General features: G+C 35.1%; 18 protein-coding genes and 1 pseudogene. 13 read left to right on the forward strand and 6 right to left on the reverse strand.

What is annotated here, in order from left to right; all coding sequences use genetic code 11:
• Nucleotides 1-19: 19 nt before the first annotated feature.
• Nucleotides 20-2,578: a DNA gyrase subunit A gene (gene gyrA, locus ACPF9A_RS02565; RefSeq protein WP_424001379.1), complete on the reverse strand. Its 2,559-nt coding sequence runs from the start codon at nucleotides 2,576-2,578 to the stop codon at nucleotides 20-22.
• A 259-nt stretch (nucleotides 2,579-2,837) separates the two neighbouring features.
• Here gyrA and ACPF9A_RS02570 point away from each other — a divergent pair, with 259 nt between their 5' ends.
• Both ACPF9A_RS02570 and ACPF9A_RS02575 read left to right on the forward strand, forming a co-directional pair.
• Complete coding sequence (locus ACPF9A_RS02570; RefSeq protein WP_424001381.1) at nucleotides 2,838-5,390, forward strand: ATP-dependent Clp protease ATP-binding subunit; 2,553 nt, start codon at nucleotides 2,838-2,840, stop codon at nucleotides 5,388-5,390.
• A 208-nt stretch (nucleotides 5,391-5,598) separates the two neighbouring features.
• On the forward strand, nucleotides 5,599-5,997 hold the full coding sequence (locus tag ACPF9A_RS02575) for an STAS/SEC14 domain-containing protein (protein WP_424001383.1): 399 nt from the start codon (nucleotides 5,599-5,601) through the stop codon (nucleotides 5,995-5,997).
• Nucleotides 5,998-6,003: 6 nt separating this feature from the next.
• Here ACPF9A_RS02575 and ACPF9A_RS02580 read toward each other — a convergent pair whose 3' ends face one another.
• Entirely contained in the window at nucleotides 6,004-7,551 is a 1,548-nt protein-coding gene (locus tag ACPF9A_RS02580) for an NAD(P)H-hydrate dehydratase (RefSeq protein ID WP_424001385.1), read from the reverse strand.
• Nucleotides 7,552-7,819: 268 nt separating this feature from the next.
• On the opposite strand from ACPF9A_RS02580, the gene thrA reads away from it, so the two are divergent.
• From thrA to thrC, 3 genes are read left to right on the forward strand one after another with little or no spacing between them, the layout of a single operon-like run.
• On the forward strand, nucleotides 7,820-10,261 hold the full coding sequence (thrA, locus tag ACPF9A_RS02585) for a bifunctional aspartate kinase/homoserine dehydrogenase I (RefSeq protein ID WP_424001387.1): 2,442 nt from the start codon (nucleotides 7,820-7,822) through the stop codon (nucleotides 10,259-10,261).
• Between the two features lie 23 nt (nucleotides 10,262-10,284).
• Nucleotides 10,285-11,211, forward strand: a complete 927-nt coding sequence (locus ACPF9A_RS02590) for a homoserine kinase (RefSeq protein WP_424001389.1) — start codon at nucleotides 10,285-10,287, stop codon at nucleotides 11,209-11,211.
• Between the two features lie 41 nt (nucleotides 11,212-11,252).
• Nucleotides 11,253-12,545, forward strand: a complete 1,293-nt coding sequence (gene thrC / locus ACPF9A_RS02595) for a threonine synthase (RefSeq protein ID WP_424001391.1) — start codon at nucleotides 11,253-11,255, stop codon at nucleotides 12,543-12,545.
• 103 nt (nucleotides 12,546-12,648) lie between these two features.
• Here the strand turns inward: thrC and ACPF9A_RS02600 are convergent, their stop codons facing one another.
• Nucleotides 12,649-13,701 (reverse strand): polysaccharide lyase family 7 protein, encoded by a 1,053-nt coding sequence (locus ACPF9A_RS02600; protein WP_424001392.1) that lies wholly within the window; start codon nucleotides 13,699-13,701, stop codon nucleotides 12,649-12,651.
• A 168-nt stretch (nucleotides 13,702-13,869) separates the two neighbouring features.
• On the opposite strand from ACPF9A_RS02600, the pseudogene gcvT (ACPF9A_RS02605) reads away from it, so the two are divergent.
• From gcvT (ACPF9A_RS02605) to ACPF9A_RS02615, 3 genes and pseudogenes are all read left to right on the forward strand, one after another.
• Nucleotides 13,870-14,838: pseudogene (gcvT, locus tag ACPF9A_RS02605) on the forward strand (glycine cleavage system aminomethyltransferase GcvT); the annotation flags it as partial.
• Nucleotides 14,824-15,141, forward strand: a complete 318-nt coding sequence (locus ACPF9A_RS02610) for a hypothetical protein (protein WP_424004553.1) — start codon at nucleotides 14,824-14,826, stop codon at nucleotides 15,139-15,141. The pseudogene gcvT (ACPF9A_RS02605) and the gene ACPF9A_RS02610, both read left to right, overlap by 15 nt.
• A 210-nt stretch (nucleotides 15,142-15,351) precedes the next feature.
• Entirely contained in the window at nucleotides 15,352-15,795 is a 444-nt protein-coding gene (locus ACPF9A_RS02615) for a hypothetical protein (RefSeq protein WP_424001394.1), read from the forward strand.
• 180 nt (nucleotides 15,796-15,975) lie between these two features.
• On the opposite strand, the gene ACPF9A_RS02620 is transcribed toward ACPF9A_RS02615, so the two are convergent.
• Nucleotides 15,976-17,688, reverse strand: a complete 1,713-nt coding sequence (locus tag ACPF9A_RS02620; RefSeq protein WP_424001396.1) for a carbohydrate-binding protein — start codon at nucleotides 17,686-17,688, stop codon at nucleotides 15,976-15,978.
• 269 nt (nucleotides 17,689-17,957) lie between these two features.
• On the opposite strand from ACPF9A_RS02620, the gene gcvT (ACPF9A_RS02625) reads away from it, so the two are divergent.
• The 5 genes from gcvT (ACPF9A_RS02625) to ACPF9A_RS02645 all read left to right on the forward strand — a co-directional run bounded on the left by gcvT (ACPF9A_RS02625) (nucleotide 17,958) and on the right by ACPF9A_RS02645 (nucleotide 21,897).
• Nucleotides 17,958-19,043, forward strand: a complete 1,086-nt coding sequence (gcvT, locus tag ACPF9A_RS02625) for a glycine cleavage system aminomethyltransferase GcvT (protein ID WP_424001398.1) — start codon at nucleotides 17,958-17,960, stop codon at nucleotides 19,041-19,043.
• Nucleotides 19,044-19,958, forward strand: coding sequence for a glutaminase (locus ACPF9A_RS02630; RefSeq protein ID WP_424001400.1), 915 nt, complete (start codon nucleotides 19,044-19,046; stop codon nucleotides 19,956-19,958).
• A complete protein-coding gene (locus ACPF9A_RS02635) occupies nucleotides 19,955-20,782 on the forward strand; it encodes a sugar nucleotide-binding protein (protein WP_424001402.1) in 828 nt (275 codons plus the stop codon). Before ACPF9A_RS02630 ends, ACPF9A_RS02635 begins: the two co-directional genes overlap by 4 nt.
• A gap of 17 nt (nucleotides 20,783-20,799) precedes the next feature.
• A complete protein-coding gene (locus ACPF9A_RS02640; RefSeq protein WP_073245998.1) occupies nucleotides 20,800-21,090 on the forward strand; it encodes a 4a-hydroxytetrahydrobiopterin dehydratase in 291 nt (96 codons plus the stop codon).
• A 96-nt stretch (nucleotides 21,091-21,186) separates the two neighbouring features.
• Nucleotides 21,187-21,897 (forward strand): YebC/PmpR family DNA-binding transcriptional regulator, encoded by a 711-nt coding sequence (locus tag ACPF9A_RS02645; protein ID WP_424001404.1) that lies wholly within the window; start codon nucleotides 21,187-21,189, stop codon nucleotides 21,895-21,897.
• A gap of 300 nt (nucleotides 21,898-22,197) precedes the next feature.
• On the opposite strand, the gene ACPF9A_RS02650 is transcribed toward ACPF9A_RS02645, so the two are convergent.
• Together ACPF9A_RS02650 and ACPF9A_RS02655 are read right to left on the reverse strand one after the other, a co-directional pair.
• Nucleotides 22,198-23,319, reverse strand: coding sequence for an FG-GAP repeat domain-containing protein (locus ACPF9A_RS02650; protein WP_424001406.1), 1,122 nt, complete (start codon nucleotides 23,317-23,319; stop codon nucleotides 22,198-22,200).
• Nucleotides 23,320-23,327: 8 nt separating this feature from the next.
• On the reverse strand, nucleotides 23,328-25,322 hold the full coding sequence (locus ACPF9A_RS02655) for an amidohydrolase family protein (protein WP_424001408.1): 1,995 nt from the start codon (nucleotides 25,320-25,322) through the stop codon (nucleotides 23,328-23,330).
• Between the last annotated feature and the right edge of the window lie 6 nt (nucleotides 25,323-25,328).

The following is a 25,328-nucleotide window of genomic DNA, read 5'->3' on the forward strand; positions in this document are numbered from 1 at the left end:
TGTTTAAAATTTATGATGTTTATTCTTCGGTATCAGGATTATCAATCTCTGTGCCATCTTCGGTATCAGAATTATCAATCTCCGTGCCATCTTCTGCATCTACCTCAATATCACGTATTTCAGATTCTTCTAAATCATCTTCATCTTTCATTACCTTGGCAACAGCAGCAATAGAGTCGTTACCTTTAATGTTTATTAATCGTACACCTTGTGTTGCTCTACCCATTACACGTAAATCTTCTACGCTCATACGAATTGCAATACCTGATTTGTTGATAATCATTAAATCATCTGAGTCAGTAACATTTTTAATAGCTACCAAGCCACCTGTTTTATCTGTAACACTGATAGTCTTAACACCTTTACCTCCTCTATTCGTAACTCTGTAATCTTCTATACTCGAACGTTTGCCATATCCTTTTTCAGAAACTACTAAAATTTCGTCTTCAAGATTATGAACCGATACCATACCTATTACCTCATCGTCATCGTTAGCCAAAGTAATACCCCTAACACCAGATGCATTTCTACCCATTGGTCTGGTCTTACTTTCTTCAAATCGAATAGCTTTACCAGACTTAAGACCTAAGAAAATTTCACTAGTACCCGTGGTTAATTTTGCCTCTAGCAATTCATCACCGTCACGCACGGTAATTGCATTTATACCATTTTGACGTGGTCTTGAATATTGCTCTAAAGAGGTCTTCTTAACAATACCTTTTTTGGTAGCCATAATGACAAAGTGACCGTTTACATATTCTTCATCTTTCAAATCTTGAGTACAGATAAAAGCTTTTACACTATCATCTTGCTCAATGTTTATCAGATTCTGTATTGCTCTACCTTTTGAAGTTCTACTTCCTTCGGGAATCTCATAAACACGCATCCAGAAACATTTCCCTTTTTGCGTAAAGAACAACATGTATTGGTGATTGGTGCCAACAAAGAGATGTTCTAAGAAATCTTCATTTCTAGTCGAAGAGGCTTTTTGACCTACTCCACCTCTATTCTGTGTTTTATATTCTGATAACGGAGTTCTTTTGATGTAACCGGCATGAGAAATGGTAATTACCACTTGCTCATCTGGGATCATATCTTCCATACTAAGATCACCACCTGCAAAGTTAATTACAGATCTTCTTTCATCTCCGTACTTATCTTTTATCTCTTGCAATTCATCTTTAATGATTTGCATTCTGCGTTCTTTTTTATCAAGTATGTCTTTTAAATCGGCTATTAAAAGAATAATTTCATCGTATTCGGTTCTAAGCTTGTCTTGCTCAAGACCGGTAAGCTGACGTAATCGCATTTCTACGATCGCCTTTGCCTGAATTTCACTTAACTTAAAGCGCTCCATCAAGTTTGCACGAGCTTCATCAGCATTATTCGATGCTCTAATGATAGCAATTACTTCATCTATATTATCAGAAGCAATTATCAATCCTTCTAAAATATGCGCGCGATCTTCAGCCTTTTTCAACTCAAACTGAGTTCGTCTAACCACAACTTCATGGCGATGCTCCACAAAATAATGGATCATTTCCTTAACGTTCAATAATCTTGGCCTTCCATTAACCAAGGCAATATTATTGACACTAAAAGAAGTTTGTAATGCTGTATACTTAAACAACATGTTCAATACAATATTAGGTATTGCATCTCTTTTTAAGATATAAACGATTCGCATACCATTACGGTCAGATTCGTCCCTAATATTTGAAATTCCCTCGATTTTCTTATCATTTACAAGATCGGCAGTCTTCTTAATCATGTCTGCCTTATTGACTTGATAAGGAATTTCATGAACAATAATACACTCTCTACCTTGAACTTCTTCGAAAGTTGCCTTGGCACGCATCATAACACGACCTCTACCTGTATGAAAAGCTTCTTTTACCCCATCATAGCCATAGATTATTCCACCTGTTGGAAAATCCGGAGCTTTTATATGGGTAATTAGCTCATCGATCTCAATATCATTATTATCTATATAGGCAACCGTACCATCAATAACCTCAGAAAGGTTATGTGGCGGCATGTTGGTAGCCATACCTACTGCAATACCAGACGCGCCGTTAACCAAAAGGTTTGGAACTCTAGTCGGCAATACCGTAGGTTCTTTTAATGAATCATCAAAATTCAATTGATAGTCTACCGTTTCTTTTTCTATATCGGAAAGCATATCATCTGCAATCTTACGCATACGGGCTTCCGTATAACGCATTGCTGCAGGGCTATCACCATCTATAGATCCAAAGTTACCTTGACCATCTACAAGCATATATCGCAAACTCCATTCTTGAGCCATACGCACCATTGCATCATAAACCGAAGTATCCCCGTGTGGGTGATACTTTCCTAAAACCTCCCCGACAATACGCGCAGATTTTTTATGAGAGCTATTACTTCTAACCCCTAATTCATGCATTCCAAATAAAACTCTTCTGTGCACGGGTTTCAATCCGTCCCTGACATCTGGCAGGGCTCGTGACACAATGACCGACATTGAGTAATCAATGTAGGCAGATTTCATTTCATCTTCAATATTAATAGGAATCAATTTTTCACCGTCAGCCATTTTAAAATCTTCTGTTTTTTAATTAGTAAAAAAGCATGCCAATATACTTAAATCCTGAGCGTTTTAAGAATAAGTGCTTTTAATAATGTTATTTTTTATTAACACTTGGTCGACTTGTGTTAATTTTCAGTTTATATTCTTATTTAAGTCATAATAGAGCCACATTTAATGGGTTTTACAATAACTTTAACGATTATAGGTACGGTATTTGCCATGGATTGGATGAGATTTAGTAATTTTATAGTAGATAATATAGTATATGGATGATAATTTTTCCCCAAGAGTAAAGGATGTAATTGCATATAGCAAAGAGGAAGCATTGCGACTTGGTCACGATTTTATCGGTACCGAGCACCTCATGCTAGGGCTTCTTAGAGATGGAAACGGGAAGGCTATAAGCATTTTAGATGCTTTAGAAGTTGATTTAGAACATCTACGTAGAAAAGTAGAAATTCTTAGTCCTTCGAACCCTAACGCTAGTGGCGTACAAAAAGATAAAAAGAATTTACACCTAACGAGACAGGCAGAACGTGCTTTAAAAACAACATTTTTAGAAGCTAAGCTTTTTCAAAGCTCTTCTATTAATACTGCGCACCTCTTGCTTTGTATTCTTAGAAATGAAAATGACCCGACTACAAAACTTTTACATAAGCTGAAAGTTGACTATGATGGTGTTAAAGAACAGTTTAAATTTATGATTACAAGCGACGACGATATGGTTGACGGCCCAACTGCCGAATCTTTCCCTAGTGATTCTGAAGATGCCAATGAAGGTAAAGAAAGCACTTTTGGTGCCGCCTCTAGCCAAAAAGGCACTAAGAAATCTAAAACTCCGGTATTAGATAACTTCGGTAGAGACCTTACCCAAATGGCTGAGGAAAATAAACTAGATCCAGTTGTTGGTAGAGAAAAAGAAATTGAAAGGGTTTCTCAAATTCTTAGTAGAAGAAAAAAGAATAACCCATTGCTTATTGGTGAGCCAGGTGTTGGTAAAAGTGCCATTGCCGAAGGTCTTGCATTACGCATTATTAACAAGAAAGTTTCAAGAATTCTTTTTAACAAAAGAGTTGTTACCCTTGATCTTGCATCTTTAGTTGCTGGTACGAAGTATCGTGGTCAGTTCGAAGAGCGAATGAAGGCCGTAATGAACGAACTTGAGAAAAACGATGATGTAATTTTATTCATTGATGAAATTCATACTATTGTAGGTGCAGGTGGAGCTACCGGAAGTTTAGATGCTTCGAACATGTTCAAACCGGCATTGGCAAGAGGTGAAATTCAATGTATCGGTGCAACAACCCTTGACGAATACAGACAGTATATTGAAAAGGATGGCGCATTAGAAAGACGTTTTCAAAAAGTAATTGTTGAGCCAACTACAGTTGATGAAACAATTGAAATCTTACATAATATAAAAGGTAAATACGAAGACCACCATAATGTAACCTATACCGACGAGGCTATTGAAGCTTGCGTTAAATTGACAAATAGATACATGACAGATCGTTTTTTACCGGACAAAGCTATTGACGCCCTTGATGAAGCTGGTTCTCGTGTACATATTGTAAATATGGACGTTCCAAAACAAATTCTTGAATTGGAAAAGAAATTAGAAGATGTTCGTGAGCTTAAAAACAGTGTTGTTAAGAAGCAGAAATATGAAGAAGCAGCTAAACTACGTGATGACGAAAAAAGTCTAGAAAAGGACCTTGCCATTGCTCAAGAACGGTGGGAAGATGATAGTAAACTGAACAAAGAGACCGTTAGCGAAGATAATGTTGCTGATGTTGTTTCTATGATGAGCGGTATACCTGTTAACAGAATTGCACAAACGGAAAGTAACAAATTAGCCGGATTGCCAGAACTAATTAAGTCGAACGTAATTGGACAAGACGAAGCGGTTGCTAAAGTTTCTAAAGCGATTCAACGTAACAGAGCTGGACTTAAAGATCCTGACAAGCCAATTGGTTCGTTTATATTTTTAGGACAAACAGGTGTTGGTAAAACACAATTAGCTAAAGTATTAGCGAAAGAGCTTTTTGATTCAGAAGACGCACTTATTCGTATAGATATGAGTGAGTATATGGAGAAGTTTGCTATTTCTAGATTAGTTGGTGCACCTCCAGGATACGTTGGTTATGAAGAAGGCGGACAATTAACTGAGAAAGTTAGAAGAAAACCTTACGCTGTAATTTTACTTGATGAAGTTGAAAAAGCTCATCCAGATGTATTCAATATGCTTTTACAGGTATTAGATGATGGTTTCTTAACTGATAGTCTGGGTCGTAAAATTGATTTTAGAAATACGATCATCATTATGACTTCAAACATAGGAGCAAGACAATTGAAAGATTTTGGTCAAGGTGTCGGTTTCGGTACTTCAGCTAAAAAATCTCAAGAAGACTCTCATCAAAAAGGTGTTATCGAAAATGCATTGAAAAAAGCTTTCGCTCCTGAATTCTTGAATAGAATTGATGATGTTATTGTTTTCAACGCTCTTGAAAGAGAAGACATTCATAAGATAATAGATATTGAATTAGCTAAATTATTTAAGAGAATCAAGGATATTGGCTATCACTTGAACTTAACAAATGAAGCTAAAGATTATATAGCAGAGAAAGGCTTTGACAAACAGTACGGTGCTAGACCGCTTAAAAGAGCAATACAAAAATACATTGAAGACGCCTTAGCGGAAGAAATAGTGAATTCTAAGCTTAAAGAGGGCGATAGTATTTTTATCGATCTTGATAAGAAAAGTGAAGAGCTAACTATTAAAATTGAAAAAGCAGAAGAAGAATCACCTAAATCCTAGGTATTTATACTTTACTTAAATATAAAAAAGGAGCCCTATTGTAGGGCTCCTTTTTCGTACAATTCATTTTTAATTGTAAGAATAAAAACACACTGAATAGTAGCCATACGCAGTATGAACGATATTTTCGCGTTTAAACTAAAAATTTACCTAGAGAATGTAGTTCCTTTTACTTTCGCTTCAGACACACTATATTAATACGAATAGAATGAAGATTGGATCAACCAAGAAGAAGGTAATTGTAAGGGAATACGAATTAGAAACAGGAAAAATTCAAGTATATGAGAACTACATGGTATCCATCTTTGATGAAGGAGCTACGTTAACTCTAGAAAGAGCATATCAAATTATTGGTATTTCTGAAATTCACTTTAGAGATAAAAACTTCGGTTTTATTAGTCTACGCAAACACTCATTTGCCATCGACCCAACCATATATAACTATCTAAAACAACTAGACAATCTTAAAGCTTTTGCTATTGTTTCTGTTAAAGAGATAGACATGCATAACTTTAAGATTGAAAAACTGTTCTACAAAAAACCCATGAAGTTTTTCATTGAATATGATAATGCTCTAAAATGGGTAAAAAGAAGAGTAAACTCTTAAAGAAAATCAACTTGGTTGATTTTCTTCTTCTACTACATGTTGTTCTGGCATTTTAAAAAGGTCTAAATAAGCACCCGCTAAATTATCTATTAGATGAGTTGCTGTTAAAGATTGAAAACCTGTATACTCTACCGCAATATCACCAGCTCTACCATGCAAATAGACGCCGAATATTGCCGCATCTAAAGCAGGATAACCTTGAGCTCTTAAACCTGTTATTATACCTGTTAAGACATCACCACTACCTGCTGTAGCCATACCTGGGTTACCAGTTGTATTTACATAACCTTTTGCATTGTATACTATAACAGTGTGCGCACCTTTAATTACAACAATACATTTATACTTTTTCGAAAATTTCTTAACCTTGGCAAGTTTATCGAAATCGTCTTTCCATTTTCCTATTAATCGTTCCAGTTCTTTTGGATGCGGAGTCAAAATAGAATCTTCTGGCAATTCTTTCAATAAATCTTTATGCTGAGAAAGTATATTAAGTGCATCGGCATCAAGTACCAATGGCAGCTTATTACTTTTCAAAAAACCAGATAAAGCTTTAACTGTTGCCGCACTTGTTCCTATCCCAATACCTACTCCGATAACCGTTGGTTCTATATCAAATTTCAAATCTGTAAGCTCATTTTCATTGGCATCGGTCAGAACCATAATTTCTGGTATTGAGGTTTGCAAAATGCTATATCCTATTTTAGGAACAAATGCGGTAACTAAACCACTACCTGAATACAATGCTGCTTTAGATGAAAGACAAACTGAGCCCATTTTACCATAGCTACCGCCAATTATTAACGAATGCCCGTAAGTCCCTTTATGTCCGTATTTCTCGCGAGGCCTATATAAGGTAAGCACTTCATTTTTTCCAATGAGTTCATAGTCGGTTTCCGTAACTCTTAAATATTCTGGATCTAGTCCTATATCTAAAACTTCCCACTGTTCAATGTATATTCCCGTTTTTGGTAAGAAAAATACTAGTTTAGGAGTTTGAAAACTCAACACGAAATTAGATTTTATAATAGCATCAAAATCTTCCGGACCTTGATCGGTGAATAATCCCGAAGGAATATCAATAGAAAGAATAAATGCCTGAGAATTATTTAAATGTTGAATAACCTTAACCACCCATGCATCGGGAGTTCTGTTTAAGCCTATTCCGAAAATTCCGTCTACGATAATATCCTCCTTACCAATTACAGGAAGTTCATCATCAGAATTCATAAAATGCGGCCAAACCTTACGGTCTTTCAATCTATCTAAATTGATTAGAAAATCTTTTGAGCGCTTCTCACTATAATTTATAACATACACTTCAACATTATAACCGTGATCTACCAGATGTCTGGCAAGGGCAATACCATCTCCCCCATTATTACCAATACCACAGAATAAATGAATTTTAACAGGTGCACCCTGCATACGCAAATGCATCCAATTAAAGAGCTGTAAGGCTGCACGTTCCATTAATTCATTACTACCTATTTCCTGTTTTTTAATAGAAATCTGATCTGCCTTATAAATCTGTTTTGCACTATATAATTTCATTCTTTATTTTTTTTACAGCTAAAAAGTAACGATTCCGTAAAAAATTGTGGAATCATTTGATTAAGATATCAAATGTACTACATTTGATTTTCAACCATTAGTATTTATGGACTGCTATAATACAGACATAACATTCGATTTCACTTCAGCTACTATTACTTATGGTACAGCTACGGCATGTTTCACCCTTTGGGGTTAAAAACTATATTTCTCCGTACCCGTGTTTAATTACACCATATCTTAAATTACAAAGTCAATATTTCACAACATGAAAGTTCTAAAATTCGGTGGCTCATCTGTAGCCAAACCTGAAAATATAATTAAAATTAAAAATATAATCTCTAAGTACAACGACCCAATTGTTTTGGTTGTTTCTGCACTAGGGGGCGTAACAGATCTATTATTAGAAGCCGGTTCTTTAGCTTCGACACAAGATCAATCTTACAAAAATATTCTTAGCACACTAGAAGAAAGACATTTATCTACCATCAAAGCATTACTGCCTGTTACGGCCCAAAGTAAAGTTCTTAGCAAGGTAAAGAGCGAATTTAATGTTTTAGAAACGCTTTTAGAAGGTGCTTATTTTATCGGAGAAATCACTCCGAAATTATCAGATAAAATAGTAAGTTACGGCGAACTTCTTTCTTCTTACATTATTAGCGAATACCTTATTAGCGAAAAATTAGACGCTGAATTTAAAGATAGTAGAGAGCTGATAATTACACATAAGCTTAACGGCAAGAATGTGGTAAATTTCAACAAAACCAATACTAATTGCGTCGATTTTTTTAAGAGCTCCGATAAAAAAATAACTGTTTGCCCTGGTTTTATTGCTACTTCTGAGGAAGGAGTTTCTACTACTCTTGGCAGAGGTGGTTCTGATTACACGGCAGCAATTTATGCTGCTGCCATAGATGCCGATATTTTAGAAATCTGGACAGATGTTAGTGGTATGTATACTGCCAACCCAAAAATGGTGAAGCAAGCCAAAGCTATTCCGCATATATCGTATGAAGAAGCAATGGAGCTTTCTCATTTTGGTGCTAAAGTACTATACCCCCCCACTATCCAACCTGTATTATCGAAAGGGATATCTATTGTCATTAAGAACACTTTTAGCCCTGAGGAAGCGGGTACTTTAATTACCAAATCTAAAAACGAAAAAGGAAAAACCGTTCGTGGAATTAGCCATATTGGCAATATTGCATTATTATCTTTAGAGGGATCAGGAATGGTAGGTATACCAGGAATTTCGAAACGATTTTTCGAGGTTCTTTCTCAAGCTGATATTAGTGTTGTTTTAATTACCCAAGCTTCTTCTGAACATTCTATCTGTGTTGGTATTTCTGCCGATGACGTAGATAAAGCTGTTTCAATTGTGAACGAGGCTTTTGAATATGAAATCGAAAGAGGTCGAATAAAACAGGTAATTCCTGAAAAAGATTTAGCTATCGTTGCTCTAGTTGGCGATAATATGAAAAGCCACCAAGGACTGAGCGGTAAAATGTTCAGTACTCTTGGAAAAAATAATGTCAACATTAGAGTGATTGCCCAAGGTGCATCTGAAAGAAATATTTCTTGTATTATAGATGAAAAGGATGTCAAAAAAGCACTAAATGCATTGCACGAAGAATTTTTTGAAGAAAACATTAAGCAATTAAACCTATTTGTAATGGGTGTTGGTAATGTTGGCGCAAAGTTTCTAGAGCAAATTAAAGAGCAACGTAAGTTCTTAAAAGAGAATTTAAAATTGAACATTCGAGTAATAGGAATGTCGAACTCTAGAACTATGCTTTTTGATGAAAAAGGGATAGATTTAAATGATTGGTCAACAAAACTTACGGCAGGTCAAAAAGCAGATAAATCTAAATTCTTAGAGCTCGTAAATAGTCTAAATTTTAGAAATAGTATTTTTGTAGACAACACAGCAAGTGAAGAGGTTTCTAATACATATAACGAATATTTAGGTAATAGCATTTCTGTAGTTACTTGTAATAAAATCGCCTGCTCTTCTGCCTACGAAAACTATTCTCATTTAAAATCTCTAGCTAGAACATATAACGCTCCTTTCTTATTCGAAACTAACGTAGGTGCGGGCTTACCAATTATAGACACCTTAAAACATCTTATTGCATCTGGAGATAAAATCTTGAAAATTCAGGCCGTTCTTTCAGGAAGTTTAAACTTTGTTTTCAATAACTTCAATGATAAAACTACCTTTCATGATGTGGTAAAACAAGCTCAAGAAGAGGGATATACAGAACCTGATCCAAAAATTGATTTAAGTGGCGTTGATGTAATGCGTAAAATTTTAATCTTAGCTCGTGAGAGTGGAAATCAATTGGAAATCAGTGATATTACCAACAATCCATTTTTGCCTGAAGAAAGTTTAAACACAGCTAATAATGATGAGTTCTTTGCTTCATTAATACAACATGAAGCTCATTTTCAGTCATTATTTACTAGTGCAAAAAATGCTGATAGCAAATTGAAATATGTTGCTCAGTTTGATGATGGTAAAGCAAGTGTTGGTTTACAAGAAATACCTAAAGGTCACGATTTTTACAATCTAGAGGGCAGTGATAATATCGTGCTTTTTTATACTGAAAGATATCCTAATCAACCAATGATCATTAAAGGTGCCGGTGCCGGTGCAGCAGTAACAGCGTCTGGTATTTTTGCTGATATTATACGAATTGGTAATTTCTAAATTTCATAACAAGAGTATTCATTATGAACGCAAACGAAATTAAAGTCTTTTGCCCTGCAACAGTTGCAAACGTTTCATGCGGATTTGATGTTCTAGGCGTTGCCCTAGACTCGGTCGGTGATGAAATGATAGTTAGAAAAGTGCCTCAAAAAGGTATTAGAATCACCAAACTAACAGGACAAGACCTACCAAAGGAAACTCTGAACAATGTAGCTGGAGTTGCCGGTAATGCTTTTTTATTAGCATCTGATTACCATGGCGGATTCGATATTGAAATCAATAAAAAAATAAAACCTGGTAGTGGTATTGGTAGTAGCGCCGCAAGTTCTGCAGGTGCTGTTTGGGCTATGAACCATTTATTGGGTAACCCGTTCAGCAAAACCGAATTGGTAAAATTCGCCATGGAAGGTGAACGTTTGGCAAGTGATGTTGCCCATGCCGATAATGTAGCCCCTGCCCTATTTGGTGGGTTTACGTTGGTGCGTAGCTACAGTCCGTTAGACGTAATTACCATACCTGCTCCTAAAGAATTATATGTAACCATTATCCATCCGCAGATAGAAATAAAAACATCAGATTCTAGAAAGATTCTGAAAACTACTATTTCTATGGAAACCGGAATTAAACAATGGGGAAACGTAGGTGGCCTAGTTGCCGGTTTATTCAAAGAAGACTATGATTTGATTGGTAGATCTCTTGAAGATCATATAGTAGAACCGATACGTTCTATATTGATTCCTGGTTTTGATGAAGTAAAAAAAATTTCCATTGAAGCTGGTGCTCTAGGCTCTGGTATCTCTGGATCCGGACCATCAATTTTTGCTTTTAGTAAAGGAAACGAAACAGCAGTAAAAGTAGGCGAAGCAATGAAAACGGTTTACGATAAAATCGGTATTGCTTACGAAATACACGTATCAAAAATTAATATGGAAGGCGTTAAACTTTTATAAGTTCAGCAGCAATACATTCATAACTTTTAAAAATATTCAGCTTGAAATTCTATAGTTTAAACAATATAGCGCCCGAAGTTTCTTTTGATACTGCCGTAGTCAATGGTATTGCACCTGATAAAGGTTTGTATTTTCCGAAGGAAATTAATGCATTACCTAGTTCTTTTTTCGAGAATATTGAGAGCCTAGCTAACGAAGAAATAGCGTTTACCGCAATACAGCAATTTGTATCTGGTATTTTACCTGATGATGTATTAAAGACTATTTTAAAAGAGGTGTTGGATTTTGACTTCCCTGTAGTTGAAATCACTCCCAATATTGGAACTCTAGAGCTTTTTCATGGTCCGACGATGGCTTTTAAAGATGTTGGCGCTCGTTTTATGGCACAATGTTTAGGCTATTTTTCAAGGTCTACGAAAAATGAAGTAACTGTTCTTGTAGCTACTTCTGGTGATACTGGTGGTGCCGTTGCTAATGGATTTCTAGGTGTTGCAGGTGTGAATGTAGTTATACTCTACCCTAGCGGAAAAGTGAGCGATATTCAAGAACGACAATTAACCACGCTAGGTAAAAATATTACCGCTTTAGAAGTTGATGGTACTTTTGATGATTGCCAAGCTATGGTAAAGAATGCCTTTTTAGATAAAGAACTTCTTGATCATATGAAATTGACTTCAGCAAATTCAATTAATGTTGCTCGTTGGTTGCCACAGTTATTTTATTTCTTGTTCGCTTACAAACAGGCGAAATCTAAAGGTAAGGAAATTGTATTCTCTGTACCTTCTGGTAATTTCGGTAATATATGTGCTGGCTTAGTTGCTCAGCGATTAGGCATGCCTGTAAAGCACTTTATAGCTGCTACAAATGTGAACGATACCGTACCGCAGTTTATGCTTACAAAAGAATACACTCCCAAACCATCTACAGCAACTATTTCTAATGCTATGGATGTTGGCGATCCTAGTAATTTTATAAGAATAAGACATTTGTTTCAAGATGATTTCGAAGCTCTGAAAAAGAACCTTTCTTCCTATTCTTTTGATGATGAAACCACTAAAGTAGCCTTAAAGGAAATCTATGATGTCAACGGATATATTGCTGATCCCCATGGAGCTGTAGGCTATTTGGGCTTGAAAAAATATCAAGAACAAAACCCTGATACTTATGGTATTTTCTTAGAAACGGCACACCCCGTAAAGTTCTTGGATATTGTTGAAGAAACAATTCATATTAAATTAGAAATCCCTAAACAGATTCAGAAAGTAATGGGAAAAGAGAAAAAATCCATTCAAATTTCTAATTATGAAGATTTAAAATCTTTTCTTAAAAATTAAATATCAATCAACTTTTTACTGATAAATAGATTAAAAAAGGCGAACCACACAGGTTCGCCTTTTTTGTAAATAAAAACTATTATACCAAATTATCAATAATGGATTAGTTGGCATCGTGAGTATTGCTAAGACGATAAAAAGTAATAATATCACTGTCATCAGCCTCACCTGTATTATTTTGAGTATAAATTCCAGCTTTAAAATACATCCACTCGTCAGCAAGATCATAACCGCTGTTCAGGGCATTCATATCTACGGTTGTCTCTGCAATCATAGGTCCATCAACATCACCTCTATAAATACGCACAATAATATCTTCGTTATCATTAATAATTTCATAGGAAAAAAGTTCGTCTAATGTTATACCGTCTTCAGGTCCATTACCACTGCAATCTTCATCACCGATCAATTCAAAGGTAACGTCATCACCATCTCGTATTTCATGTTTCAAATAGATACAGCCAAATTCTGCATCCGGCAACTTTTTATAATAAAGCCTTGCCGGTTCATCATTATCCGCATGTATTTGACCAATAACCGTTCTACCTTGATGTGAATTACTACCTGTTGTAGTTACTTGGTTAACCATTAGCGTAGCTGCCAATGTACCGTTTCTTCCTCCATGATCCGTACCTTCTGGTTGATACCCAAGAGCCCAATTATTTCCATTGACACCTGTAGTAGAAATACTGGTATTTCCGGCACGCAACATTTCACGTAGTTCACTACGGACGTATGATGTATTTTGACTAGTTTTAGCACCACCAACCGTAGATACAAATCTCATCCCACCATCGGTATGGGTAAAAAAGAAAGGGCGAGAATCGCTTGATGCCAAAGGATCCCAATTCAATTCACCATATCTTTCAGAAAAACCATCTTCGTCAAAAGCCGGAGTGTCTATAACCCAATCGGATAAATCAAAGTTTTCCCATGGTTCTAGAATTGAGCTTAAGCCAAATACGTCATTAATAAATTCCTCTTCTTCTTCTTCAACAACTTCCTCTTCTTCAACAACTTCTTCTTCCTCTTCAACAACCACTTCAGGATTTGGTTCAGGCACTTCATCAGATGAACAACCTACTGTAAGTTGCGACAAACACAGTACTGTAATGATTAATAATTGTAATTTAAAAATACGTTTTAAGTATATCATAAGTAAAATTTAATTAAACAACTCTTTATTTAGTGGCTAGCAATCATAATTGCTTATAAAAATATATATAATTATTATAAACAATAATTATAATCGATTAAAAGCATGAGCTTCCTTCCCTACAACGAAGTATTTTAAATAAATTTGCTTCGCAAGAAACTATAGAATATGAAGAATACCGCACTTACTACAACTCACGAAAGACTAGGAGCAAAAATGGTGCCATTTGCCGGATACAACATGCCTGTTTCTTATGAAGGTGTTAATGCCGAACATGAAACCTTATGTAAAAGTGTGGGAGTTTTTGATGTATCGCACATGGGCGAGTTTCTAATCTTTGGTCCTACTGCCTTAGATTTAATTCAAAAAGTATCATCTAACGATGCCACAAAATTGACTATTGGTAGAGCACAATACAGTTGTCTACCAAATGAAACCGGTGGCATTGTAGATGACCTTATTATTTATAAAATTTAAGAAGAGCAATATTTATTAGTGGTGAACGCTTCAAATATTGAAAAAGATTGGAATCACATTTCATTTTATAACGATGAATTTAAAGCAGATATAAAAAACATATCTGAAAGATATTCGCTTTTAGCGATTCAAGATCCTAAGGCTTTTGAGGCGATGCAATCTTTGACTTCTGTTAATTTAGCCGATATTAAATTTTATCATTTTGAAGTTGCCGATATTGCAGCTATAGATAATGTAATTATTGCTACAACAGGATATAACGGTTCTGGTGGATTTGAAATTTACTGTAAGAATGACGAGGTAAACAAATATTGGACACCGTTATTGAAGCCGGAGCAGATTTCGGAATTAAACCAATCGGATTGGCAGCTAGAAATACCCTTAGTTTAGAAATGGGATACTGCCTTTACGGTAATGATATTGACGATAACACCTCTCCGCTTGAAGCTGGTTTAGGATGGTTTAGGATGGTTAACAAAATTCAACAAATATTTTATCAACTCTGCAGCTTTAGAAAAAGAAAAACAACACGGACTGGAACGAAAGTTAGTTGCTTTTGAACTAGACGAACGTGGTATACTTAGACATGGTTATGACATTGTAGATGGTCATGGTAAAACTATTGGCGTATTAACTTCTGGTACTATGTCACCTTCTATTAGAACTTTAGAGTTATTTCACTTACCTACCATGGTTTTTAAGGATGTAGGCGCACGTTTTAATGCGCAATGCCTAGGATATTTTTCTCGTTCCAATAAAAGTAAAGTAATTGCTTTAGTCGCTACCTCAGTTGATACGGGTGGAGCAGTTGCAAACGTATTTTTAGGTTTAGATGTTGTAAAGGTTGTTATTTTATACCCAAGCGGTAAGGTCAGCGATAAACAGAAACGCCAATTAACAACATTAGGACAAAACAGTACTACATTGGAAGTGAATGGCATGTTAGATGATTGCCAAGCCTAGGTAAAAAATGCCTTTTTAGTTATCGATTTTATTGCTCATATGCAATTGGCCTAAGCAAACTCCATCAATGTAGCTCTCTGGTTACTGTAACTATTCTATTTTCTGTTCGTCTATAAACAAGCGAAATAAAAAGAAAAAGAAATCGTGTTCTCCTTTCCATCTGGAAGTTTTGCGAATATATGTGCTGGTCTAGTCGCACAAAGGTTAGGTATGACGGTTAAACATTTTGTAGAGTCTAGCAATGTCAACGATACCGAACCAGAATACGTGCTGACTAAAACCTATGCTGCAAAAGCATCTATACCAACAATTTCGAACGTAATGGATGTGGGTGACCCAAGTAACTTTATGCGTATGCGGCACATTTTCAATAATAATTTCAAGGAGATGGAAAAAAATTTGTCTTCGTATGCCTTTAACGATGAACAAACTAAAGAGACCTTATTGAAAATCCATAAAATAAACGGATACATTGCAGACCCACATGGGGCAGTAGGGTATTTAGGACTCAAGAAATACCAAGAACAACACCTAAATACCTATGGTATATTTTTAGAAACTGCGCATCCTGTTAAGTTCCTGGATATCGTGGAGGAAACTCTTTCTACTACCTTAGAAATTCCACCACAAATACAAAAAGTAATGAATAAGTAGAAGAAATTTCAAAAAATCAGGGATTATTAAGAATTTCAAAAATATCTATTGGAAAAAGTATAATTTCTATCGTCTACACTTTACGAAAATAAGGAAATAAAAAAAGGGCGGTGATTTGATTCACCGACCTTTTAAAATTAACTAACTCTATACTTTACTCTTTTGAAAAGTAATTGGATGTTAGTGAGTAGCATAAAAATCATAAACGACCACTTCTCCATAATTATTGGAATTTCCTGTATTACTGCCTTCTATTTCGGCATTACTTTGGGTATAGTTACCAATTTTAAAATATGCCTCACCATAAGTCCTGTCCATGACATAAGAATTATTTCCATCTCTAATTAAATAACTTGAAGCGTTTCCACTTGCATAGGCACTTTTTAAATTCCCATCTTCACTATAGTAGCAGTAATGCTTGCCATCTTTTACCTCGAATATTACTTCGTGGACTTTACCTAAGGTATAGTTGGTTTTTATGGTAACATCACTTCGCAAAACACCTCCATTGAAGCTAAGGAATAGTTTTGACCCTTCTAAGCGTAACACCATAGCATCATCTATGCCTTCAGATTTATTACCGTGAATTTGCGTTGCTACCAAATGATCTTTGGTTATAGGTAGGTTTGTAATCGCTTGTTTTACATACACAACATTTGTTCCCGCTGTTGTCCAATAAATATCAGAACTTCCATTCTCTGTTCGCTCACGAAGTTCTGAACGAACATAATCGGAATTAGGGGTTGTACCATTATTGTTTCTAATAGGAGCTTTAAATACTATACCGTTTTTGCTGCTATTGACAAAAAAGTATTCATTATTGCTCTCTCCGCATAGGGTCTTGTCTTCCGAACCATCTGGATAGGTTATTTTCCATTGGCTACAATTATCCATTAAATCAGAAGGAATAGACGCACTACCGGGTTCAACACCTCCACCGCCGCTACTTTCTCCAAATACCTCTACCTCAGCTAGTGATAATGGATTAGTTCCCTTTAACTTAACACGAACACGAGCACCTATAACTCCACCAGTGTTTATCGTTACAGAAGGACTTGGTGTGTCTGTAATCGTTGTCTTAAATACCTGAATTCCTGCATTATTATAAACGAAAACGTCAAAATTATTTAATCGGCTAGAACAACAATTTGTTCTGTTCCAGATTTTAATTTCACCTATTTCATAATCCGCACCTAAACGCACTTGCCACCATGGTTGATAAGTATTTGCAGTATGGGTTATAGTACCACTATTCCAATTTCCATTGGTGTTCCCATCAATAGCTCTGCTTGCAGCACCATTATATGCAGTAGAAGACTGTTCAGCAAGTTTCCCTAATGCCAAGTTTGTGTCTCCACTAATCCCTGAAGAGCCACCAGAACCACTAAAGCTAAATGAATCTACATCGAATAAATAACCACTACCACCTTTAAAAACTAAATAAAGATCAGAATTATTGGAATCATCACTAATACTACCAGTAAAGTCTTGAAAATTAGACCACCCACCAGTATTAATTACCGAAACTTGACCTAATAGATCACCACTAGTGCCACCTGCTCTAAACTCAATTGTTCCTCCCGTTTTTCCACTTGATGCACGCACAGATACCGAGCTAGCACCATCGTAATCAAAATCTTCAAATCTTATCCAATCACCGTTTTGTATGTAACCAACAGCTGTACCTCCACCACTAATTTGAATTCCATTTTGCCCATCATAATTCTCTGCTTGGATTAATGAACTTGTTAATTTCGCAACAATAAATTCATCAGCATTAGTCTGTTCTGCTTCTTCAAAGATTTCTTCTTGTGAACAAGAAAAGACTAATAAAGCAGATACAGCTAATAAGCTAAGACCATACAAACCTTTTTTTTTAAATTTTCTCATCATAATTTTAGTTTAAATTAATATAATACATGTTTAACAAATTGGATATCCAATCTGGTTTACCAGATTGGATATCCAATTATACACCAAAATAATCTATAAACCTAAAAAAATGTTAAATATTAGCCAAAACACTAAATTTTTATATAGTTAATTAACATTTTAATAATTAATGACTTTTCCAATAAACACCGTACTTTGCTAACCTAACTACGTTTCCAAATAATAATCTTAGATATTTTCAATAAATTTGTAGTCTAATTTTGATTTTCATGAAAAATACTGCGCTTACCACAACTCACGAATCTCTTGGTGCCAAAATGGTTCCATTTGCTGGTTATAATATGCCCGTTTCATACGAAGGTGTTAATGCCGAACATGAAACCGTACGTAAAAGTGTGGGAGTTTTTGATGTGTCGCATATGGGTGAGTTTCTAATCTCTGGTCCTAAAGCCTTAGATTTAATTCAAAAAGTATCATCTAACGATGCGACAAAATTGACCATTGGCAGAGCACAATACAGTTGTCTACCTAATGAAACCGGGGGTATTATTGATGACCTTATTATTTATAAAATTAAAGAAGAACAATATTTATTAGTGGTGAACGCTTCAAATATTGAGAAAGACTGGAATCATATTTCATCATACAACGATGAATTCAATGCTGATATGAAAAACATATCTGGAGGGTATTCACTTTTAGCTATTCAAGGTCCTAAGGCTGTTGAAGCGATGCAATCTTTAACATCTGTTAATTTAGCTGATATAAAATTTTATCATTTTGAAGTTGCCGATTTTGCAGGTATAGATAATGTAATTATTTCAGCAACAGGATATACCGGTTCTGGCGGATTTGAAATTTACTGTAAGAATGACGAGGTAAAACAAATATGGGATAAGGTCTTTGAAGCGGGAGCAGATTTCGGAATTAAACCAATCGGATTGGCAGCGAGAGATACCTTACGTTTAGAAATGGGATACTGCCTTTATGGTAATGATATTGACGATAACACCTCTCCTATTCAAGCTGGTTTAGGATGGGTTACAAAATTTAATAAAGATTTTGTCAACTCTGCAGCTTTAGAAAAAGAAAAACAACACGGACCGGAACGAAAGTTAGTTGCTTTTGAACTAGACGTACGTGGTATACCTAGACATGATTATGACATTGTAGATGGTCATGGTAAAACTATAGGCGTGGTAACTTCAGGTACTATGTCACCTTCGATGGGTACTGGTATCGGCTTAGGTTATGTTCCTCCCATATTCTCAGATGTAGGTAGCAAAATCAATATTCAAATTCGAAAAAATGCTGTACCTGCTACTATAGTTAAATTACCATTTTACAAAAAGTAAATGATAGATTTTCAAGGTGTTCTTACCTCAATAAATGAAACTGCATCAAATGAAAAGGACAAAGGTAAGATTGCAGATTATATTCCAGAATTAGCAAAGGTTGATGTTAATAATTTCGGAATACATCTTATTGATATTCAACAAAATAATTTTTCTGCCGGAAAATCTGATGAAAAATTTTCGATTCAAAGTATCTCCAAGGTTTTAAGCCTTTCTATGGCTTTAGGACTCATTGGAGAAAAAGTTTGGAAACGTGTAGATGTTGAACCTTCTGGAGATCCGTTCAATCATTTATCGCTTTTAGAATTAGAAAACGGAATTCCTAGAAATCCGTTGATAAATCCTGGTGCTATTGTAATTGCCGATATTCTGATTTCTCAATTAAAAAATGCTAAGGAAGATTTTCTAGCATTTGTGCGCAATATAGCGAATGATGACACCATAGCTTATGATCTTGATGTAGCCAAATCTGAAAAACGAACAGGGTTCCGAAATTTTGCAGCAGCCAACCTTTTAAAATCGTATGGTAATCTAAAAAATGAAGTTGACGTTGTTCTAGATTTTTATTTTCATCAATGTTCACTTGCCATGAGTTGCTCGCAGTTAACGAACACTTTTTTCATGTTCATGAACAATGGAAAGTGTAGAAAAAATAATACGTTCCTAACCACATCGCAAGTAAAACGTATTAATGCCATAATGTTGACGTGCGGCTTTTATGATGAAGCAGGTGAATTTGCTTTTGAAGTTGGACTGCCTGGTAAAAGTGGTGTCGGTGGCGGAATCGTTGCATTTCTACCAAATAAATTTTGTGTTGCTACTTGGTCTCCTGGTCTCAACCCTAAAGGAAATTCTAAATTAGGAATGCTTGCCTTAGAGAAATTAACTACAGAAACTGAACTTTCCATTTTTTGAAATTAGAAACTAAAAAAATATTGATTCTTGGCGGAAGCGGTTTCATAGGTAATGCGATTTACAAAGAACTTTGTAATTATTTCGATACTTATGGCACCTATTGTCATGCCGCAAATTCATTCTCCTCTAACAAACAATTTGTGCATTATAATTTAGAAGAAGATGATATTGTTGAGGTTTTAGAAGCCGTTAAGCCACAAGTAATAGTTTCAGCATTAAGAGGAAATTTTGCTGCTTTAGTAATCGCACATAATCATATTGTCGAATATATTACTAAAGAAGATTGTAAAATTTATTTTATATCATCTGCTAATGTTTTTGATACCTATAGTAAATATCCATCATATGAAATGGACAAAACTTTGTCTGAAAGTGTTTATGGCAGACTAAAAATAAAAATTGAAAATATGCTTCTTAGGTTGCCAAAAGATAAAATGGCTATCTTAAGGGTGCCAATGGTATTTGGCAATAGCTCGCCCAGAATTAAGGAAATGAAAAAGGCTATTATAGAAAATGCACCTATTGAAGTCTTCCCTAATTTGATATTAAATGTCACCAATGATGATAAGCTAACTCAACAAATTCATTACCTTATCAATAGAAATAAAACTGGTATTTACCATCTAGGCAGCAATGATTTAACGCATCATGAAGATTTTATTAAAGAAGTCCTAGAACGTGTTGGTAATTTTAACGCTATTATTAAAAGGGTTTATACCACTAATGAAGACAGGTATTTGGCAGTCTTACCAAAGACTAATAAATTACCTAAAAATTTACAGTTTACTTTTCAAGATATTATTGACCATCATGTTTTAAATTAGTAACAATTATGAAAGAAATGGAAAAATTTACTGACCAGCAAATAGCGGACTATTTGGGTCAACTTGACGGATGGGAGTATGTGGATGGCGCCATAGAAACCACTTTTGAATTTAAAAATTTTAAAGAAGCCTTTTCTGTTATGACGCGTATTGCCTTTGAATGTGAAGCGCAAGGTCATCACCCAGACTGGAGCAATGTGTACAATACTGTAAATATTCGTCTGAACACTCACGATGCAAATGGAGTTACCGAAAAAGATTTTGTTCTAGCTAGAACTATAGAAGATATAATAGAAAGTGAATTTTAATAATCAATACTAATTACTTACTGGTTGTTTAGAAAATTCAATTTAATGATATCTGAACATTGCCCGTTTTTGTACATTTGTTTAAAATAATTTACCATGGGAAGAGCTTTTGAATTTAGAAAAGCACGTAAAATGAAAAGATGGTCAGCAATGTCTAAAGCCTTTACACGTATAGGTAAAGATATTGTGATGGCCGTTAAAGAAGGCGGACCAGATCCGTACGCCAATTCTCGACTAAGAGCAGTTATACAAAATGCCAAGGCAGTAAATATGCCTAAAGACAATGTTGAACGCGCCATAAAAAGGGCTAGTGACAAATCTTTAGGTGATTATAAAGAAGTGCTTTTTGAAGGCTATGCCCCACATGGTATTGCAATTCTTGTTGAAACCGCTACTGACAACAATACAAGAACCGTTGCAAATGTTAGAAGTTATTTTAATAAATGCAATGGCAATATGGGTACATCAGGTTCTGTAGAATTCATGTTCGACCATACCTGTAATTTCAGAATACCCGCAGAAGGTCTAGACCCAGAAGAATTAGAATTAGAATTAATTGATTTTGGTGCTGAAGAGGTATTTGTCGATGAAGACGGAATTTTAATTTACGGACCATTCGAAAGCTTCGGAGCGCTACAAAAAGAACTGGAGAATCGTGAGATTGAAATTTTATCATCAGGTTTTGAAAGAATTCCGCAAGTAACAAAAGCACTTACCGAAGAAGAGGCTGCTGATGTGGAAAAACTTTTAGAAAAATTAGAAGAAGATGATGACGTACAGTATGTGTACCATACTATGCAAGAATAAATCTCCGAAACCCCTTAAACATTCAGATAACCCCCTATTTGTTAGATGGATTTTTTCTTTATAATCCTTTATAATTGTTTATATTTGTTCATATTCCGAACAAATAACGAACAAATGAATTTCAACTACTATCTTTCCCACTATATTAAGAAGAACGGTACTCAGATGATACGGCTCAAAATGGAGACTTCTAAAAAAGATGTACAATATTTGGATTCCGGAATATCAATCAGAAAAAATCAATGGGATGACAGGAAGAAAAAAGTAAAAAGGCATCCCATTGAAGAAAAACTGATATTTTTATGGGAATTCAGGAGTAAATCTATTGAAGTAATAGCGGTTTATCTCGTCTGAGTTACTTTCAATAATATCTAACTTGCCATCTCCATTTAAATCAAAAACAGTAATGTCGTACGTATTAAAATCTTCATCTGCCAAGGTGATTTTCTCCCAAGTTTTTCCGTTATTAGAATTAATAAAAACTGAGTTGGATTTTTTTACATTCGCTATGATTATATCCATATCTCCGTCTTTATCCAAATCACCTAAAGCAATGGCATAAGATTTATCTTCGCTAGGATCAAATGCTATCTTACGTTGGTAAGTCTGCTTTTTATCCCCAAAATAAATCACATTAGATTCCCCGATATTTGCAGTTACAATATCTAAGAATCCGTCTTTGTCTATATCAGCAATAGCCACAGAACGTGTAATGTCATTACCTGTTCCGTATGGTATTTTCTTGGTAAACTTTAAATTACCTTCATTCAAATACACAAAATTAGGTTGGTCATCTCTATTCGCCAGTATAAGATCAAGGTTTCCATCACCGTTCATATCTGCAACTTCCACATCAATTGTAGAATCTTCCTTATTTCCAAAACCTATTGATTTAGAAAAAGTTCCATCACCGTTATTCAGACATATCTCATTCTCTTTACCCCTATTGGTTATTAGAATATCCTTATCTCCGTCTTGGTCAATATCCGCAACCACAATATTTCTTGTTGGGGCATAAGCCGCCCCAAAACTTGAAGCTCTTGTAAAATCACCTTTGCCATCGTTTAGAAATATGTAGTTTGGTGCCATGTCATTACCTACAGCAATATCCAAATCTCCATCACCATCAAAATCTGCAAGTTCGGTTGAATACGTAGTTTCACTTTCTAATCCTAAGCTTTTTGAAACTGTAAATACCCCTCTACCATTATTAACGAATATTCTGTTTTGTCCTGGCCAGTGACGACCGTTGGCGACTAATATATCTGCATCGCCGTCATTATCTATATCGCCAACGCCTACAGATGCCGTTCTCTCTTTATGCGTACCCAATATTAACCTACCACTGGTAAAAAACTCCAGTGATTGCCCATTCACAGTAGATAGCGCAAGAGAAAAAAGAAGAATTAATTTTACTTTCATTTTATATATTATTTAAAGTGTTTAATACCCATTTTGTTATAAAGCTCTTCGGCGAAATAAAGATGTCCTCCCTTTATCGTCCACTCTACTCTTCTTATATCACTGATATTTTCTACAGGATTACCGTCTATTAGAATAAGATCTGCTTTTTTACCCGCTTCAATAGATCCTAAAAAATCTGAAACGCCCGTTATCTTAGCAGAATTAATGGTAGCCATCTTTATTACTTCTGCAGCAGGTATACCTGCCTTTTCATATAACTCCAACTCTCTATGATATAAAAATCCTGGTAAACCATCTGTACCCGGTACTATAGACACACCTCGTTTGTACATGTCGTTCAACGCATTAAGCATATTCGTATAACTATCTTTATACAAAGCAACCTTTTCACCAGCTTTAGGTAGGCCTCCACTATAGAAAGCGCGCTGTTCTATTAACGGTAGTCTATTCATTATTTTGCTATATGTTGGGCTGGGTTCTCCTTTTTGAGAAACAAACATATTCTCAAAAATGGCCATCGTAGGATCTACTAGAATATCTTTAGATTTTAATAATGATACAAAATCTAGATATTCCTTAGATTTTAAATCTATATCAACCCCATGATTCGCAACCATGGTAAATCTTAATGGTGTTCTGGTATCTATAGTATCTGACATGAAATTCAAAAACAACATATTCATATGCTGAATTTCATTATAACCTTGGTTGATAGCTTGTGATGCTGTCATATAAGCAGGTATATGACCACTTACACGCATACCTAACTCATGCGCTTTAGCGGCTAAAGGTTTTACCCACTCTGGCCTTATTGAACTGTATAATTTAATTTGATCATAATCTAAATCTTTATAAGATTGAATTTCAGCCAAACCTTCTTCTAAATTATCAACTACATTTCTTTGGTTCGCAAAAGGTCCAGATCCATCTATAATACCACAAAAAGTGACAATATTAGGACCTATAATCTCATTCTTATCGAACTGTTCACTTAATTGATTCAATTGCTTATTATTCGCTAGATCCCTAACTGAGGTTACACCACCTGCCAAATGTAAAAGCCCTCTAAATTTTGTGTTGTGCGTATGCATATCGAACATACCAGGTAAAAGCGTTTTTCCTGTACCATCAATAACCTGAGCAGTTCCATTTAAAATTTTCCCCTTAGATGGTTTTATAGACTGGATAACCGTTCCATCTATAAAAACATCTTGATTGTATACAATAGTCCCTTCAGGAGAAAAGACATTCACATTTTTAATAATCGTCTTATCTATTTGATGGGAAAGCTCTTTTGATATTTTAATCAGATAATTATCCTCATAGGTATCCTGCAAAGATTTTAGTTCTTTTCTAAAGTCTTTGAAATCTTCTCTAATGATATGAAGGTTACCAGAAATACTGGCTATCATTTCATTCTTTTGAATCCATAAATACGTCGGGTTCATATCTAAACCTTTGACCATTAAAAGGTTTATTGGTGTACTATCAGAAAGAGTTATTGAAAAATTATCAACCAACTCTACTTCACCCTCAGGATATAGATTAATTTTTTCATCCTCAGACTTTAGTAAAAGTTGCGCAAGAATTTCATAGACAGCAGGTGAACCGTCATGTCTAAAATATAGTTGGTTGCCATTAAAATCACCTTTATCTTCACTCATGGGGTTTTTCCAAGAAGCGGTACTACCTGTACCTATAAAGCTTTCGCTAATAGAATCTTTTAGATAATTCACACCTATAATAGAATCTGACACTATAAAATTTTGATTATTCAGAGTAATTTTCTCTGTAACCTCTGGTCCACGACCTCTATCTGTATAGGTGTAATAAAAATTAAAACTATTATCGCCAGTACTCCATTTTTCATATGTACCTGCAAGGTTTTCACGAAATACCACATCGTAAATCGTTTTTATTTCCGTTTTTGATGTGTCATTATCTTTGCACGAAAAGAGTATTCCAAAAATAAGGACGATATAAAAACTACTTTTATTCATAAATGT

Source organism: Maribacter sp. IgM3_T14_3 (assembly GCF_049603095.1).
In the GTDB taxonomy this organism is placed as follows: domain Bacteria; phylum Bacteroidota; class Bacteroidia; order Flavobacteriales; family Flavobacteriaceae; genus Maribacter.

Excerpts from the sequence above, each read along its gene's own strand:
- gyrA (WP_424001379.1), bottom strand. The coding sequence starts at position 2,578 with ATGGCTGACGGTGAAAAATTGATTCCTATTAATATTGAAGATGAAATG.
- ACPF9A_RS02570 (WP_424001381.1), top strand. The coding sequence starts at position 2,838 with ATGGATGATAATTTTTCCCCAAGAGTAAAGGATGTAATTGCATATAGC.
- ACPF9A_RS02575 (WP_424001383.1), top strand. The coding sequence starts at position 5,599 with ATGAAGATTGGATCAACCAAGAAGAAGGTAATTGTAAGGGAATACGAA.
- ACPF9A_RS02580 (WP_424001385.1), bottom strand. The coding sequence starts at position 7,551 with ATGAAATTATATAGTGCAAAACAGATTTATAAGGCAGATCAGATTTCT.
- thrA (WP_424001387.1), top strand. The coding sequence starts at position 7,820 with ATGAAAGTTCTAAAATTCGGTGGCTCATCTGTAGCCAAACCTGAAAAT.
- ACPF9A_RS02590 (WP_424001389.1), top strand. The coding sequence starts at position 10,285 with ATGAACGCAAACGAAATTAAAGTCTTTTGCCCTGCAACAGTTGCAAAC.
- ACPF9A_RS02600 (WP_424001392.1), bottom strand. The coding sequence starts at position 13,701 with ATGATATACTTAAAACGTATTTTTAAATTACAATTATTAATCATTACA.
- ACPF9A_RS02610 (WP_424004553.1), top strand. The coding sequence starts at position 14,824 with ATGTCACCTTCTATTAGAACTTTAGAGTTATTTCACTTACCTACCATG.
- ACPF9A_RS02615 (WP_424001394.1), top strand. The coding sequence starts at position 15,352 with ATGACGGTTAAACATTTTGTAGAGTCTAGCAATGTCAACGATACCGAA.
- ACPF9A_RS02620 (WP_424001396.1), bottom strand. The coding sequence starts at position 17,688 with ATGATGAGAAAATTTAAAAAAAAAGGTTTGTATGGTCTTAGCTTATTA.
- gcvT (WP_424001398.1), top strand. The coding sequence starts at position 17,958 with ATGAAAAATACTGCGCTTACCACAACTCACGAATCTCTTGGTGCCAAA.
- ACPF9A_RS02630 (WP_424001400.1), top strand. The coding sequence starts at position 19,044 with ATGATAGATTTTCAAGGTGTTCTTACCTCAATAAATGAAACTGCATCA.
- ACPF9A_RS02640 (WP_073245998.1), top strand. The coding sequence starts at position 20,800 with ATGGAAAAATTTACTGACCAGCAAATAGCGGACTATTTGGGTCAACTT.
- ACPF9A_RS02645 (WP_424001404.1), top strand. The coding sequence starts at position 21,187 with ATGGGAAGAGCTTTTGAATTTAGAAAAGCACGTAAAATGAAAAGATGG.
- ACPF9A_RS02650 (WP_424001406.1), bottom strand. The coding sequence starts at position 23,319 with ATGAAAGTAAAATTAATTCTTCTTTTTTCTCTTGCGCTATCTACTGTG.
- ACPF9A_RS02655 (WP_424001408.1), bottom strand. The coding sequence starts at position 25,322 with ATGAATAAAAGTAGTTTTTATATCGTCCTTATTTTTGGAATACTCTTT.